10 protein-coding genes and 3 rRNA genes are annotated in these 16,145 nt (G+C 32.8%); 4 read left to right on the top strand and 9 right to left on the bottom strand.

Annotation, left to right across the window (positions count from 1 at the left end):
* Positions 1 to 2: 2 nt before the first annotated feature.
* Genes JM47_RS01830 through der form a run of 4 tightly spaced genes read right to left on the bottom strand, consistent with a single transcriptional unit; the run spans position 3 to position 4,641 of the window.
* Entirely contained in the window at positions 3 to 509 is a 507-nt protein-coding gene (locus JM47_RS01830) for an NAD(P)H-dependent oxidoreductase (RefSeq protein ID WP_208895253.1), read from the bottom strand.
* 14 nt (positions 510 to 523) lie between these two features.
* Positions 524 to 2,335: an excinuclease ABC subunit UvrC gene (gene uvrC, locus JM47_RS01825; RefSeq protein WP_208895252.1), complete on the bottom strand. Its 1,812-nt coding sequence runs from the start codon at positions 2,333 to 2,335 to the stop codon at positions 524 to 526.
* Entirely contained in the window at positions 2,328 to 3,314 is a 987-nt protein-coding gene (locus JM47_RS01820; RefSeq protein ID WP_038103330.1) for an NAD(P)H-dependent glycerol-3-phosphate dehydrogenase, read from the bottom strand. Before JM47_RS01820 ends, uvrC begins: the two co-directional genes overlap by 8 nt.
* Entirely contained in the window at positions 3,304 to 4,641 is a 1,338-nt protein-coding gene (gene der, locus JM47_RS01815; protein WP_038103331.1) for a ribosome biogenesis GTPase Der, read from the bottom strand. Before der ends, JM47_RS01820 begins: the two co-directional genes overlap by 11 nt.
* A 133-nt stretch (positions 4,642 to 4,774) precedes the next feature.
* On the opposite strand from der, the gene JM47_RS01810 reads away from it, so the two are divergent.
* From JM47_RS01810 to JM47_RS01795, 4 genes are all read left to right on the top strand, one after another.
* Positions 4,775 to 5,932, top strand: coding sequence for a ComEC/Rec2 family competence protein (locus JM47_RS01810; protein WP_208895251.1), 1,158 nt, complete (start codon positions 4,775 to 4,777; stop codon positions 5,930 to 5,932).
* Between the two features lie 92 nt (positions 5,933 to 6,024).
* Positions 6,025 to 6,459: a division/cell wall cluster transcriptional repressor MraZ gene (mraZ, locus tag JM47_RS01805; RefSeq protein ID WP_208895250.1), complete on the top strand. Its 435-nt coding sequence runs from the start codon at positions 6,025 to 6,027 to the stop codon at positions 6,457 to 6,459.
* Positions 6,449 to 7,381 (top strand): 16S rRNA (cytosine(1402)-N(4))-methyltransferase RsmH, encoded by a 933-nt coding sequence (gene rsmH, locus JM47_RS01800; RefSeq protein ID WP_208895249.1) that lies wholly within the window; start codon positions 6,449 to 6,451, stop codon positions 7,379 to 7,381. Before mraZ ends, rsmH begins: the two co-directional genes overlap by 11 nt.
* A gap of 32 nt (positions 7,382 to 7,413) precedes the next feature.
* Positions 7,414 to 8,688, top strand: coding sequence for a hypothetical protein (locus tag JM47_RS01795; protein ID WP_208895248.1), 1,275 nt, complete (start codon positions 7,414 to 7,416; stop codon positions 8,686 to 8,688).
* Between the two features lie 204 nt (positions 8,689 to 8,892).
* Here the strand turns inward: JM47_RS01795 and rpmB are convergent, their stop codons facing one another.
* From rpmB to JM47_RS01770, 5 genes are all read right to left on the bottom strand, one after another.
* Positions 8,893 to 9,066 carry a 50S ribosomal protein L28 gene (gene rpmB / locus JM47_RS01790; protein WP_208895247.1) on the bottom strand — a complete coding sequence of 58 codons (174 nt, stop codon included), beginning with the start codon at positions 9,064 to 9,066 and terminating at the stop codon, positions 8,893 to 8,895.
* Between the two features lie 91 nt (positions 9,067 to 9,157).
* A 5S ribosomal RNA gene (gene rrf, locus JM47_RS01785) occupies positions 9,158 to 9,262 on the bottom strand.
* Between the two features lie 59 nt (positions 9,263 to 9,321).
* Positions 9,322 to 12,227: ribosomal RNA gene (locus JM47_RS01780) — 23S ribosomal RNA — on the bottom strand.
* Between the two features lie 281 nt (positions 12,228 to 12,508).
* Positions 12,509 to 14,024 (bottom strand): 16S ribosomal RNA (locus tag JM47_RS01775).
* Together the 16S, 23S and 5S rRNA genes form the textbook arrangement of a ribosomal RNA operon.
* Positions 14,025 to 14,294: 270 nt before the next feature.
* Positions 14,295 to 15,842 (bottom strand): BMP family ABC transporter substrate-binding protein, encoded by a 1,548-nt coding sequence (locus JM47_RS01770; protein WP_208895246.1) that lies wholly within the window; start codon positions 15,840 to 15,842, stop codon positions 14,295 to 14,297.
* Between the last annotated feature and the right edge of the window lie 303 nt (positions 15,843 to 16,145).

Here is a 16,145-nt window from a genome sequence, read left to right as displayed (position 1 = left end):
TTTTATTTAACATCCTTAAAGAAAGTAATCACTTGATCACTAAATGCTTGTAGTTTTTGTTCATTAACTTCAACACAGTTATGATAAAAGAACTCTTCTTTTTGATTAGCTCTTAGTTTTTTAAGCATTCCATTAACATTGTTTAAAAACTCAGTTGGTAGTCAACCTGTTGCTTTTTCTCCAGTTTTAGAATAGTGTTCTTTATTTGATCCAGTAGTTACTACTTTATAGACATTTTTGTTCTCTAAACTAAATGGGAATGTTCGTCATACTTCAGCAAAATAACGAGATAAAGATCAAGGAATGTTATATCAGTTCATTGTAAACAATAAAATGATGTTATCAAAACCTAAAATAAACTCTTGTTCTTTAGCTACATCAAATGGTTTAGATGCATCAATAAAAACACATTCAAAGTCTGTGTGTTTTTGAAAAGATTGAAAAAGATGTTTAGTATGAATTGATTCTTGGGGACAAATTCGTGCATATAAAACAACAGTTTTTGCCATATTGATTACCTATTTTAACTTTCTTTTATTTTTTGTTTTTTATTATAGATGGTTTGTAGTTGATCTTTAAGATCATTAATAATTGATTTAGGAATAATTAAAGCTAATTGTTCATCAGATGCATTTAAGATTGCTTGCACACTGCCATAGTTTTTTAATAAAAGTGCTTTTCTTTTTGATCCTATTCCTTTGATTTGATCAAGTAAAGAACTAAATGCTGATTTAGTATGTTTGCTTCTAAAAAAAGAAATTGCATAATTATGGACATCATCTTGCATTTTTGCTAAAAACTTATAAAGTGGATCTTTTTTATCATCAAAAATGATTTCAGTTAAATCAGCTAAAACTAAAGCATTAGTTTGGTGTTTTAAATTTTTCTTTAATCCAATAATTGGAATTTTAATCTCTAATTCTTCTAATGCTTTAGTAGCTGCACTTACTTGTAACTCTCCCCCATCAACAACTATTAGATTAGGGAGTTTAGTTTCATTTTTAAGAACATTACTATATCTTCTTTTTATCACTTCATACATAAAGTGATAATCACTAGCTTTAGTTTGGGTTATTAAGTTGTATTTACGATTAAGTTTAGGATTATATAGTCCATATTCATAACCAATCATCCCTGCAACTGGAAATTGTAAATTAATGTTTGAATTATCAAAACATTCAATTAAGTCTAAATTATCTACTTTACAAATCTTAGCTAAACTAGCTAATGCAATTGCATGATTAGTTTGCCTTTGAATAAAAGCATTAATATTAACTCGATAATGATCAATTGCATTTTGAATACATAGTTGCATAATTGCTTTTTCTTGTTTGCTTTTAGGTTTTTTAAATTTGCTATTAAGAGCAGCACTTAATGCATCAAGTTCAGTTTGATCTAATAATACTAAGATTTGACTACAAACCTTCTGGGTTTGGTAGTATTGTAAAATATATGAACTTAAGGTTTGATATCATTGTTGTTGATCAATTTCAAAAGTTGCAACGTGTTTGTTTAATAATTTACCTTCAATGTAATTAAAAATAATGATAACAACATAGTGGTTATGTCAATAATAAGCAATTACATCAAAACTATTATTACTTTCAAGTTGAACTAATCCATCAACAAATAAGGTTGATAATGATTTTTGTTGTTGCTTATATTTAGTAGCATTTTCAAAATCAAGTCGATCTACTGCTTCAAGTTCTTTGTATTCTAAATACTTAAGAATTGGATCAATGTTCCCTTTAAAAACTTCAGATATCCGTTTTTTAAGTTGTTCATAATCCTTATTGTAAAGATTATGTTCACAAAAGCCAAAGCATTGGTTAAATTGATTAAATAAACATCTTGATGGGGGAATGTTTTTGTTTTCTCGAAAACCAAAGACTTCACACATAATCTGATAAAACTCATATTTACTATGTTTTAAATCAGCAATTGGTCCAAAATAAGTTCCTTTTTTAAGATCATAGTTATGGGTATAAACTAAATCAATTGGTTGTTTATTAGTTAATAATAAATAAGGATAGTTAGTTCCGTCTTTAAGTAAGATGTTGTATTTAGGTCGATGTTTTTTAATTAAGTTATTTTCTAAAATTAATGCTTCGTTTGGATTTGATACAATAACTCATTCAACATCATCTATGTTTTGAACTAATTTCGTTGTTTTTAAATCTTTAGGACCTATAAAATAAGAATTAGTTCTTTTAAATAAGTTTTTAGCTTTACCAACATAGATGATGTTCTTATAAGCATCTTTTCAAAGATAACACCCTGGTTCATTAGGGATTTGTTTTAGTTTATTAATTAATGATTGATTAGTATTATTCATCACTTAAAGCAATTTTAAATAATTGTTTAATATTAGCTTCATTATAAACAATTTCATATAAATAACTAAACAATGGGGCTTTGATATTATGTTGTTGAATTAATTCATAAATTGTTTTAATGTTGCTATATCCTTCAACTGTTCCTTTGTTGTTCATTATAGTTGCTTGTGCTCCATTTGTAGCAATTTTTGTTCCAAAGTTAAAGTTTCTAGATTTAATATCTGTACAAGTTAAAATAATATCCCCTCAACCAAAGTACTCATCTACATCAACATCAGTTTTAAGAATGGTTTTAAGAATGGTTTTAATTTCTTTTACTCCTTTAACTAAAAAAGCTGAGATCGGATTAGTTGATAAATAGGTTTGATAAATGATTCCAGATCCAATTGCTAAAGCATTTTTAAGACATGAGATGTAATTAGCTTCATTAAGTTTGTCTGAAATAATAGCAAAGAACCAATCATTTTGAAATAATGCTTTAACATCTTCTAAAACAGATCGATCACACCCAACAATATTAACTGCAGTTGGTATTAAAGAGAAGACTTCAAGAGCAAATGAAGGTCCACATAAAGTACTAACCCCTTTAACATTTAAATTAGTTTTAATTGTTTCATATCAAGAACACATATTATTTGAATCTAATCCTTTAGATGTGTTCACAATAATTGTATTTTCTAAATTATAAGCTTGTAATTTAGCTAAGGTTTCAGCGATAGCAACTGAAGGGATTGCTAAAATAATAAAATCATAAGTTTGATTATTTAATGCTTGATCAAAATCATTATAAACAGCAGTTAGTTGTCTAACTAATTTAAGTTCACGAAAATAAAGGTGGTTTGTTCCTTCGTATCGAAGTGATTGTAATTCCTTTTCATTAATTCCATAAATTGAAACATCATGTTTGTTATAAACTAACACTTGAGCAAGTGCAGAACCAAATGCTCCAGATCCAATAATTAAGACATTACTTTTCATAACTAATTCGCTCCTTTTTATTCTTATCTTGTCAATATAAAGTAATAGGAACTGAATCAAATCCAAATGCTTTTCGAATTTCGTTTTCAATATATCGAGCATATGAGAAGTGTAAGTATTTAGGATTATTACACTTAAGAACAAAAGTCGGAATCTGAGAAGGTACTTGAGTACAGTAACTAATACTAATTCGTCCACCTTTAAATGGTGGTGGATCAACAAATGTATTGGCTTTAATCACAACTTCATTTAACATTGAAGTTGATACTTTCTTAGTTGCTTGTAAACGGACTTTTTCTATTGTTTCAAAAATAGTATGAATTCGTTTATTATCAAGAGCTGAGACAAAAACAATTGGTGCTCAAGCTAAATATTTAAATTGAGAACGAATTTGTTTGCTAAAAGCACTCATACTGTGTGTTGTTTTATTAGCTACAGCATCTCATTTATTAACAACAATAATGGTTGGAATATTAGCTTTATGTGCTAATCCACCAACAACTTCATCTTGTTCTTTAAAAGGTTCAGATGCATCAATTACAAATAAAATTAATTGAGCTCTTTCAATTGCTTTTTGAGTTCTTAAAACAGCATATTTTTCAACTGCTTCAACAACCTTTCCTTTTCTTCGTATCCCTGCTGTATCAATGATTGTAAATAGTTCATTATTGTATTTAAAATCATTATCAATACTGTCTCGTGTTGATCCAGCATTCGCATTTACAATCATTCGATTATCATTTAAAATTGTATTAGTTAATGAAGATTTACCAACATTAGGTCGTCCAATGATACAGAATTTAAAACGATCTTTTTGATCGTTTGGATCAACTGGTGCTAAACCAGCTATTAGATGATCTAATAAATCACCCATTCCGATCCCATGTTCAGCTGAAATACTAAAAGCTTTACCAAACCCTAAAGCATACAACTCTGATTCGTTGTATACAAATTTTTCACTTTCAACCTTATTAATTACTAAAATCACTTGTTTGTTTTTAGCTTGTTCTTTTAGTAATTTTGCAATCATTTTATCATCATTATCAATTCCATCTTTAGCTGATAATAAGAAAATGATTGTATTTGCTTCATGTAATGCAAATAATACTTGTTCGTTTATATTGTCTTGATATGTGTTCTTAGTTGAACTAACGCCCCCTGTATCAATTAATAAAAATTGACGCGTTAATCAAGAACCATAACCATAAATTCGATCTCGCGTTACCCCGGGTTGATCATCTACAATTGATTGTCTTTTTCCTAAGATTCGATTAAATAGTGATGACTTACCAACATTTGGTTTTCCTACTATTGCAATGGTACGCATTCTAGTGCTCCTTTAAAGAAATAAATTTCTTACACCTTAGCTTTATATTATATAAGGTAATTAGAACAACCTATAATAAAAAGTTAAATTTAACCTTTTTAGTGCGTATATAGAATTGGGGAATAGAAATAATATGTTGAACGCACTAAAAAGAGTAGCTAATAAATTTACTACTAAATTCATTAATACAATTCAAACTGAACTAGTTTATACTAATTGAATCTATTTATTGATTTTAGCTAGTTCACTAGTTTGTGCATACACTTATAACAACTTCTTAATTCTATTAGTTAATCTGCCATTAATTAAATACTTTATAGACTTTAAATTTAATTATAAAGTCTGATTATTAATTGGATTAACAATAGCTATAGTGATTATTTTATGAGCAGTCACTCCATATAATACAACCCTAAAAACATTAATTACAAACTACAATAATAAAACATCTAATAGTCCTAAAACATTAATAGTTAACTATATTAAAGATCATTATCCTAATAAAAATACTCAATCATTTCTTTTATTATTACTACTAAATCTAAAAACTAATTATGGTTTTAGTTTACAACTATACCATTTAAATTTAGCTCATTTATTTGTGGTTTCTGGACTTCATTTATCTTGCTTTGTTTGGATCATTAATAAAATATTTAAAAAGAAATTAGTGTTTGTTCAGACACTAATTTTATTAGTGTTCATAGGTTTTTATGCTTATTTATTAGATTTTTCAGCTAGTTGTTTGCGTGTTTTAATTGGATTATTGTTTCGGTTTAGTAGTTTTAAAAAGATTAATAAGGTAGATTTATTAGCTATTAATGGGTTAATTTGTGGACTAATTAATGTTTATAGTCTTAAGACTTTAGCTTTTATTTTTAGTTATGGGTGTGTGTTGATTTTACAAGTTTTAAACCAACGCTTAAAAATAGCTAAATTAGCAAAAGGGATAGTAATTAGTTTGTGTCTTTTTGCTTTTAGTATAGCAATCAGTGTTAGTTTAAATAAACAGATTAATATACTAGGATTAGTGTTTGGTTATAGTTTCTTTTTACCAGTGATAGTATCTTATCATTTGTGCTTTTGGTGCTTTTTTATTCCTAATTTCAATGTTGTTGCTGATTGGATAAGTAATCAATTTGTATTTGTAATTGAAAAAATAGGAGCAATTGATGTAGCTATTGTTTTTAGTTATATTGATAAATTATATTTAATAATTTATTTTATTTCTTATATGTGTGGATTAATGATTTATTTTAAAACGAACCCTGCTCTTATACGTACTCGCGTCTAATATTTTTATTTGAAAAGTGATATTTTTTATCGCTATTTTGCTGAAAAGGTTTATAATAAAGTTGCCAAGTGGTAGAAAGTGGGGCAAAGTGGATGAGTTTCATTGGTTTGTATCAACATACAATTGATGCCAAAAACCGAATCTGCTTGCCAGCTAAGGTCAAAGCCACACTTGACCAAGCGTCAAAGCTTTACTTAACCATTGGTGTGGAAGGAAATATCGAAGTTTACTTACCTGCTGCATTTGAAGCATATATGAACAAAATTGCAAATTTACCAAATAACAATGCTAATGCAAGAAAATTTGTTAGATTTGTAACTTCTAATTCATATTCTGTAGATATTGATAGTTCTAACCGAATCTTAGTTCCTCAACCCCTTGTTGAGAAAGCTAAATTAAGTAAGGATATTTATATTATTGGAAATATTAATAAGTACGAAATTTGAAACAAAGCCCAGTATGATGAATACATCTTGGATGCTAGTGATTCATTAGATGATCTAGTTAAGGACTTTGATGGATTCTAATTACAATCATCATATTTCTGTACTTTTAGAAGAATCTATTAATATCTTAAATATCAAACCAGATGGCGTGTATGTCGATTGCACGCTTGGCAGGTGTGGACATTCAAAACAAATCCTAAATCGTCTCAATGACAATGGTTTATTAATTTGTTTTGATCAAGATCAAGCCGCTATTGACTATGCAAAGCAAATCTTTGCTAATCAAAATAATGTAATTATCATCAAAAGTAACTTTAAAGATTTAAAAAAAGAGTTAATAAAACGAAATATAACAAAAGTTGATGGTTTTATTTTTGATTTAGGTTTATCAAGCCCTCAATTAGATGACCCAAATCGTGGTTTTAGCTATCAACATAACGCACGATTAGATATGCGTATGGATCAAAGCCAAAAATTAGATGCACATTATGTTATAAACAATTATTCGTTTCAACAATTGTGTACAATCTTTAGCCGATATGGTGAGATCAAAAATCCGAAACGAGTTGTAGATGCGATTATTCAACAACGCCAAATTAATCCTATAAATACCACTTTTGGACTTGTTGATATAATCAAACAAAATTCTCCTTTAAAATTACTCTTCAACAAAAAGCATCCAGCTCGTTTGTATTTTCAAGCAATCCGAATTGAAGTTAATAACGAACTTTCAATTTTAGAACAAAGTTTAAATGATGCAATTTCATTATTAAATATAGCAGGAATAATTGCTGTAATTAGCTTTCATTCTTTAGAAGATCGTATTACAAAAAAAGTCTTTAGCAAATATACAAAAAACACACTTCCAAAAGAAGTACCAATTAGCAATTACTTTGCTCAATATAGTTTAGTTAATAACAAAACAGTAGCTAGTGAAGAAGAAATAAATGCTAATAATCGTTCTCGATCGTCAATTTTAAGAGCAATGATTAAAAATTATTAAGCTTTAAAATCAAATAAATTAGGAGTAAGGTTGTGCAAAGATTTGTATATCAATTTTACATTGATCAAAAAACGGTTGCAGTTGCTGCAAGCGTTTACAAATCTGCTGCTAACTTACAACAAATTGCTTTTATTAAAAAAGACAATTTAGCTTATAATCACGAACTTGATCAGCTTGAATTTAATCCCTTAAAAGATTTAGTTCAATCTTGTTTAAACGAACTTAAAAAGAAGATTAATGTTAGTGAAATAAAAACCGTTTATTTAAGCTATGGATTTGATTGCTTTAAAACATCAAACCAAACAGCTAATGAACAAAACAATTTTACTAATCTATCAACAAATCAATCATTTGAATTTAATAATCTTATTAATGTTAAACACCAAATCAACTACACTTTAGTTGATTATGGTCTAAGTTATCAAGAATATAATAAAACTTCTAACAACCAGCTAACAAGCATTTTTAGTCCTAATGAGATTAATCAAAAAACTTATTTAAGTGGATATTACATTAAAAACGATGATTATCACACTTTGTGTCAAGTTTTCCAATCATTAAAGATAACAATTGCTCGTTTTCATGTTAGTCAAGCTCATCTGTTAACAAATACATTAATCAGTCAACAAGATGACTTTAATAAAGTCTGTAACCAAAATCAAATTAATGTTTGTTTGGATTTTAACAAGGTTAATAACCGACTTAGAATTTATTCTAATAATAGTTTAGTTTTAGATCAGATTGAACCCAATAGTGAATTATTTAATATGCATAAATTAATTCAAAGTATTGTTGAAGAATTACAAATTAGTAAACAAACAATCAATGATTACTTTGAAAATAAAACATATGATTGTAATTCAATCATTAAATATGTGCTGAATCAAAAAGACATTTTCAGTGTAACTGAAATGTCTAGTGAAACGATTAATAAACTAATTGTTAACCAATTAAATCAATATTTAAAAACACTTTTTAATCAACAAGCAAGTGTTTTTAAGCATTACTTAAAACATTATAAACTTAAATTCCATTTTTCTTCTAAGCTTTATAATTTTAACATGATTTTAAAAGAAGCGATTAATAACGATGAACTAGTTAAACTTAATAGCAACATCAAATACAAAGTATTTGAACTTCAGAATATTTTTATAGCTGATCACTTTAAAGATAAATATGAATTGAAAATGCAATATGATTTGATTAATATTAAGTTAAGCGAGGATAGTTATAATCTAAAAAATATAACATTCTTACATCAACAGCTTCAAAATAGCAACAGCAAAGAAATTAACATGAATAACTAGTATATACTAGTTCCTCGAAAGTAAGTTCAATTGCAACACCGCACTTGGGCTTACTTTTATTCTACATACTCGAATAGAAAAAGTGTCATTTTTGGATAATTAAATTGCAAACACSGCACWTGGGGCTTACTTTCGAGGAAAGCACCTTTAMGGGTGCTTTTATTTTTCTATTTTATTAAAACTAGCCTARCATGTTGTGTRTCMTTAAAGTCTTTTAATGTMTTTGCAGAAACCAGCACACGTCGGGTTTCCGTTGGCTGTTTTAATTGTAGTTTTTTGTAAGTTTACATTTCATCTACGTTTAGAGTGATTCATAGCGTGTGAACGCGTATTTCCAGTAAGTGGTCCTTTACCAGTAATTTGATCTCTTTTTGCCATTTTAACACCTCCTGTGCTGAACATATCTATTTATTTTAACATTTTTAACAAGTTAAATAAATAAAAAGCACCAAATGGTGCTTAATTATTTGCGTGGCGATGACCTATTTTATTTTAAACTATCGTCGGCTCTAGAGTGCTTGACTTCTGTGTTCGGGATGGGAACAGGTATTTCCACTCTGATATCTTCACCACACTATTTGATCGATATTTGAAAACTAAATATTATCAACACTTTTTAATCAATGACAGGATTTACATAAGTCCTCGAATTATTAGTATCAGTTAGCTTAACACGTCACCGTGCGTACACATCTGACCTATCAACGTTATGGTCTATAACGATTCTTACTCCATTTAAGGAAGGGAAGATTAATCTTGAAGTTAGTTTCACACTTAGATGCTTTCAGCGTTTCTCTATTCCACACGTTGCTACCCTGCAGTGCCGCTGGCGCGACAACAGGATCACAAGAGGTGTGTCCATTCCGGTCCTCTCGTACTAGGAACAGCTCTTCTCAATCTTCCTACGGGCATGACAGATAGGAACCAACCTGTCTCACGACGGTTTGAACCCAACTCACGTATCTCTTTAATCGGCGAACAGCCGAACCCTTGGAACCTGCTTCAGCTCCAGGATGAGATGAGTCGACATCGAGGTGCCAAACAGTGCCGTCGATATGAACTCTTGGGCACTATCAGCCTGTTATCCCCAGAGTAGCTTTTATCCGTTGAGCGATGACCCTTCCATACGGAGTCACCGGATCACTATGACCTAGTTTCCTACCTGTTCGACTTGTAAGTCTCACAGTCAAGCACCCTTATACCATTACACTCTATACACGATTTCCAACCGTGCTGAGGGTACCGTTGCGCGCCTCCGTTACCTTTTGGGAGGCGACCGCCCCAGTCAAACTGCCCACCTAACACTGTCCCCCAACCAGATTCATGGTTGCAGGTTAGAGAATTCTTATTGCAAGGGTAGTATTCCAACGGTGACTCCATATACCCTAGCGAGTATACTTCAAAGTCTCCTACCTATGCTCTACAAGCAATAAAAATTCCCAATATTAAGCTACAGTAAAGCTTCATGGGGTCTTTCCGTCCAATCACGCCAAGAGGGCGTCTTCACCCTCACCAGGATTTCACCGAGTCTACAGTTGAGACAGTCAAGAGATGGTTACACCATTCAAGCGGGACGGAATTTACCCGACAAGGAATTTCGCTACCTTAGGACCGTTATAGTTACGGCCGCCATTCACTGGGGCTTCAGTCAAAAGCTTCGCTTGCGCTAACATTCTTCTTTAACCTTACAGCATTGGGCAGGTGTCACCCCATATACATCGTCTTACGACTTAGCATAGAGCTGTGTTTTTGTTAAACAGTCCCCCCTCGCTATTCACTGCGGCTCACCGTTAAGTGAGCATCCCTTATTGCTAACGTACGGGATCAATTTGCAGAGTTCCTTAACTGTAGTTAACTCGCTAACCTTAGGATATTCTCCTTGACTACGTGTGTTCGTTCTCGGTACGAACTACATATTGTTTAACGCTAGAAGCTTTTCTTGGAAGCATGATATATATGTCTTCTCTACTGCCCGAAGGGGTCGATCGTACTCATAACTTAGTCTTATGACAAACGGATTTGCCTATTTGTCAACCTTGTTATTTAAACCAGAATCCGATTACTGGCACATAATAACCTTCTCCGTCACTCCATCACACAATACATAGGTACAGGAATATTAACCTGTTTTCCATCGACTACGCTTTTCAGCCTCGCCTTAGGATTCGACTTACCCTGGGAGGACGACCCTGGCCCAGGAACCCTTAGTCAATCGGTTTAAGAGATTCTCACTCTCATTCGTTACTCACGCCAGCATTCTTGCTTGTATAAAGTCCAATAGCCTTCACAGTCTACCTTCATCCCATATACAACACTCGTCTACCGTAGCAAATGCTACCCATAACTTCGGTTATATGCTTAGCCCCGTTACATCTTCCGCGCAGAGTCTCTCGACAAGTGAGCTGTTACGCACTCTTTAAACGGTGGCTGCTTCTAAGCCAACATCCTTGCTGTTTAAGAAACTCAACATCGTTTTCCACTTAGCATATATTAGGGACCTTAGTTAATGATCTGGGCTGTTTCCCTCGCGACAATGAAGCTTATCCCCCACTGTCTGACTGCTGGAGTAGATTATATGGTATTCAGAGTTTAATTCTATTCAGTACACCGAGGTGGCGCCATCATAGATTCAGCGCTTTACCCCCACATAATCAATAATCCAACGCTATTCCTAAAAATATTTCGACGAGAACGAGCTATCACGGAGTTCGATTGGAATTTCACCGCTATCCACAGGTCATCCCCTGTCGTTTCAACGAAAGTGGGTTCGGTCCTCCAGTAAATGTTACTTCACCTTCAACCTGCCCATGGATAGATCACTCCGTTTCGCGTCTATTGCAACATACTAAAGCGCCCTGTTCAGACTCGGTTTCCCTACGGCTCCGTTTCTACAACTTAACCTCGCATGCTACAATAACTCGCTGGCTCATACTTCAAAAGGCACGCTATCACACATTGATGTGCTCTAACACCTTGTAAGCTTATGGTTTCAGGTTCTATTTCACTCCCATCTCTGGGTTCTTTTCACCGTTCCCTCACGGTACTATGCGCTATCGGTGACAAACTAGTATTTAGGCTTACCCAATGGTCTGGGCAGATTCAGACAGGATTCCACGTGTCCCGCCCTACTCAGGATACTACTAGGTAAAATAATGATTTCGTATACGGGATTATCACCCTCTATGATTTGGCTTCCCAACCAATTCTACTATCATTATTTAGTCCACATTGTAGTCCTACAACCCCAAGATAAATCTTGGTTTGGCCTGCTCCCCTTTCGCTCGCCGCTACTGAGGGAATCACATTCGTTTTCTTTTCCTTTGGCTACTGAGATGTTTCACTTCACCAAGTATTGCATTATTAAGCTATGTATTCACTTAATAATAGTATAGTAATGGAGTTACTATACTGAGTTTCCTCATTCGGAGATCAACGGATTGGCGTTTCTTATCAACTACCCGTTGCTTATCGCAGATTTGCACGTCCTTCATCGCCTGTTTGTCCCAAGGCATTCACCATAAGCTCTTAGTAACTTATTATAAATCCTTTAAGTTTTGTTATATGATTGTTAACTATATTAAAAATATAGTATCTGTTCAATGACAAATTTAATCGTCATTGATTAGAAAGATTTGTTGATATTATTCAGTTTTCAAAGATCAATCACCATATTAAAAACTAATATGGGAGAGAATGAATCTCTCAAAACTAAATAGAATCCGACCATTATATGAATGTAATAAAAAAATAATTGTGGCTATATATAATGGATTTTGTATAAATGTACACTTAGTACGTAAATTTAAAATTTACTCCGAAGAAAGGAGGTGATCCATCCCCACGTTCTCGTAGGGATACCTTGTTACGACTTAACTCCAGTCACCAATCCTACCCTAGACGTATGCCTCCAAAAAGGTTAACAGTACGGTTTCAGATATTACCGGCTCCCATAGTTTGACGGGCGGTGTGTACAAGACCCGAGAACGTATTCACCGCGACATGTCTGATTCGCGATTACTAGTGATTCCAACTTCAAGAGGGCGAATTGCAGCCCTCTATCCGAACTGAGACTAACTTTATCAGATTCGCTCAACCTTGCGGAATTGCAGCTGTTTGTATTAGCCATTGTAGCACGTTTGCAGCCCTAGATATAAGGGGCATGATGATTTGACGTCATCCCCACCTTCCTCTACCTTGCGGTAGCAGTATCGATAGATAAATTAACTAGCGAAAGGGGTTGCGCTCGTTGCGGGACTTAACCCAACATCTCACGACACGAGCTGACGACAACCATGCACCACCTGTCATATTGTTAACCTCCGCTATATTTCTATAGCATTGCAATAGATGTCAAACCTAGGTAAGGTTCTACGTGTATTGTCAAATTAAGCAACATGCTCCACCACTTGTGCGGGTCCCCGTCAATTCCGTTTGAGTTTCATTCTTGCGAATGTACTACCCAGGCACATCATTTAATGCGTTAGCTACAACACCGACTCATAATCGAGCCGACATTTAATGATGATCGTTTACGGTGTGGACTACTAGGGTATCTAATCCTATTTGCTCCCCACACTTTCGAGCCTAAGCGTCAGTAATAGTCCAAGTTGGCGCCTTCGCCACCGGTGTTCTTCCATATATCTACGCATTTTACCGCTCCACATGGAGTTCCCCAACTCTCTGCTACACTCTAGATTCGTAGTTTTTGATACAGCTAGACGTTAAGCATCTAGATTTCATACCAAACTTACAAATCCGCCTGCGCTCGTTTTACGCCCAGTAAATCCGGATAACGCTTGCATCCTATGTATTACCGCGGCTGCTGGCACATAGTTAGCCGATACTTATTCAAATGGTACAGTCAAACTAAAATCATTTCCTATTTTAGTGGTTCTTCCCAAATAAAAGAACTTTACAATCTTATAGACCTTCATCGTTCACGCGGCATTGCTTCATAAGGCTTTCGCCCATTGTGAAAAATTCCCTACTGCTGCCTCCCGTAGGAGTATGGGCCGTGTCTCAGTCCCATTGTGGCTGTTCTACCTCTCAGTACAGCTACGCGTCAATGACTTGGTGAGCCGTTACCTCACCAACTATCTGATACGTCGCACCCTCATCCAAAAGCGTTGCAAACGCAACTTTCTACATTCACTCATGCAAGTAAATGTTATTATCCGGTATTAGCTAATCTTTCGACTAGTTATCCCAAACTTAAGGGTAGATTGGATACGTGTTACTCACCCGTTCACCACTAAGCCAAAAAGGCTTCGTTCGATTTGCATGTATTAGGCATGCCGCCAGCGTTAATCCTGAGCCAGGATCAAACTCTTAAAAATTGACGGATTCTATTTAGTTTTCAAAGATCATCCTTGTTCCAACTTAACTCGTTGAAACACATAACCATAAAATAATAACATTTTTAAAAGACTATTGTCAAGAAAAATTCTAAAAAATTTTATGTTCTTGCTTTATTTGTTTGTTTACAAAATATAGCAACCTAATAATTATATCCAATTCCTTTAACAAATGCACACTTTTTTAATATTTATATAGAGAAGAAAAATAGCAGGTTGCCCCGCTATTTTTAAATAGATTCTATTTATATATTATTTACTAATAGTTGGAATAGAAATTCCTTGCCCTTTAAAGAATTCAACAATTCCATTATATGTTGTTTGAGAGAATGACTTGTCATTAACTGTAACACCAGAGAATGAAGTAATTAAACCAATAAGTTTCTTCTTATCATTTTCTTCTTTTGCTTTTTCTCAATTTTCTTTAAATTTAGTTGAAGCTGTTGAAGAAATGTATTTAGATTCTAATACTGGGTAGTATCATAATTTACCTTGATCAGCTGGTTTATAAACTGTACCACCGTGTGTTTTTGGATCATATTTAAATTCAGCTTTAAGGTTTCCTGCGATTTCGCTCTTCTCTTCATTAGTTGCTAAGTTTGATACATTTGGTTGCATATTTAAAGTCTTAAATAACTCATCATTTGCAAGTTCAGCAGTAACTTCATTATATGTAGTTAAGTTTTTTGATTTAGCAGTGTTGTAAGCTTTGATTAAGTAATCTTGCCCATCTTTTGAGATTCCAACAACCCCATCAGCAACACCGCCAACTGTATTTACTCCAAGTTTGAATTTATCGTTTGGGTTAATTCCTTGTCCAGGTTTAGCGTTTGCATCAAGTTGTGCACCTTTTAGTGCGTTTTCTAAAATCATTTTTGTTGCAACATCAAGGTTTTTTGTAACAGAGAAACGAATTGATCTAGTCTTATCCCCAGTTACATTAGAGTTGTTGAATTTGTTTGTAACTCTATTTACATCACTTAATTCTTGAGGAGTGTCAACTCCAATTATCGCAATTGGTTGTTCAGTGTTGCTAACTTCATTTATTACTAATGCAGTTTGTGGTCCAGCCACAGCCATAATTGCATCAACTTTTTTGTCAACAAAAGATTTAATTAATACTTTAGCATTTCCGTTATCAGCATCAAACCCACCAACTTGACTTTTATCTGCTTGAACTTCTTCAACATTAATTCAAGCTTTCTTTTCAGTTGATCCGGCTTGTTCGATTTGTTTGTCTTTTAGATTTTCATTAGCTCAATGAACACCTAAAACCATTCCAGCCATAAAGTTTGTTGTGTTTTGAGCATTCAATCCCACATATCCAGCTCAAGTTAGTTTGTTATCTGTTGCAAAAGTAGCTTGGTTTGAGTTTAGCATATATGCTAAAGCAATCCCTGCTAAGAATGCAGCTTCATCTACTTTAAAGTAAACAGATGCAACACGATCAGCCCCTTGATATAATTCAGCTAAGTTTTTTTCATTATAGAAAGCATCTAAAACTAAAGCAATTGAATCTTTGTTAAATTTGCCATCTTTAATAGCTGGTTCTAAATATCAAGATTGATTGAATCCAGGTAAAATGTATGCCCGTTTACCATCGTTTGCAAATCTACTATATGCTTGTAAAAAACCTTGTTGACTATCTTCTTTAGGTGCAGTTCAATAACTTTGAAGTTTACTTGTATCAACTTGTGTTTGATCCTTACGACATGACACAGCTAAAGTAGCCCCAACTCCAGCTAATGCAACGGTAGCACACAGTGATCCAAATACAATTTTTTTATGTTTTGAATTCATTTGTATCTCCTTTTAAAATATTGAATAATTTGATTTTTTTAATTTATATTTAAATTTTTATAATAATAACAAGAAAGGCAAGCAAAATATACATATTAAAAAACTTTTATTTTTTTGTATAAAGTGCTTCTTTTTTGCTATTTTAATTATTTAATTAATCTAAGTATATATAAACCCAGAAAATAAATTGGTGTTCTGTTTACTTTGTGTTTTGTATAAGCATATATTAAAAAATAACCCCAATTTGTTTTGAAGTTATTTAATGTTCTGATTTTATAATAATCAGCTTAAGTGTTAATAAAT

This window comes from Ureaplasma diversum (assembly GCF_000941095.1).
In the GTDB taxonomy this organism is placed as follows: Bacteria; Bacillota_I; Bacilli_A; order Mycoplasmatales; family Mycoplasmoidaceae; genus Ureaplasma; species Ureaplasma diversum.
The sequence above is the reverse complement of the archived record's forward strand: the minus strand, read 5'-3'. Positions and strand labels throughout refer to the sequence as shown.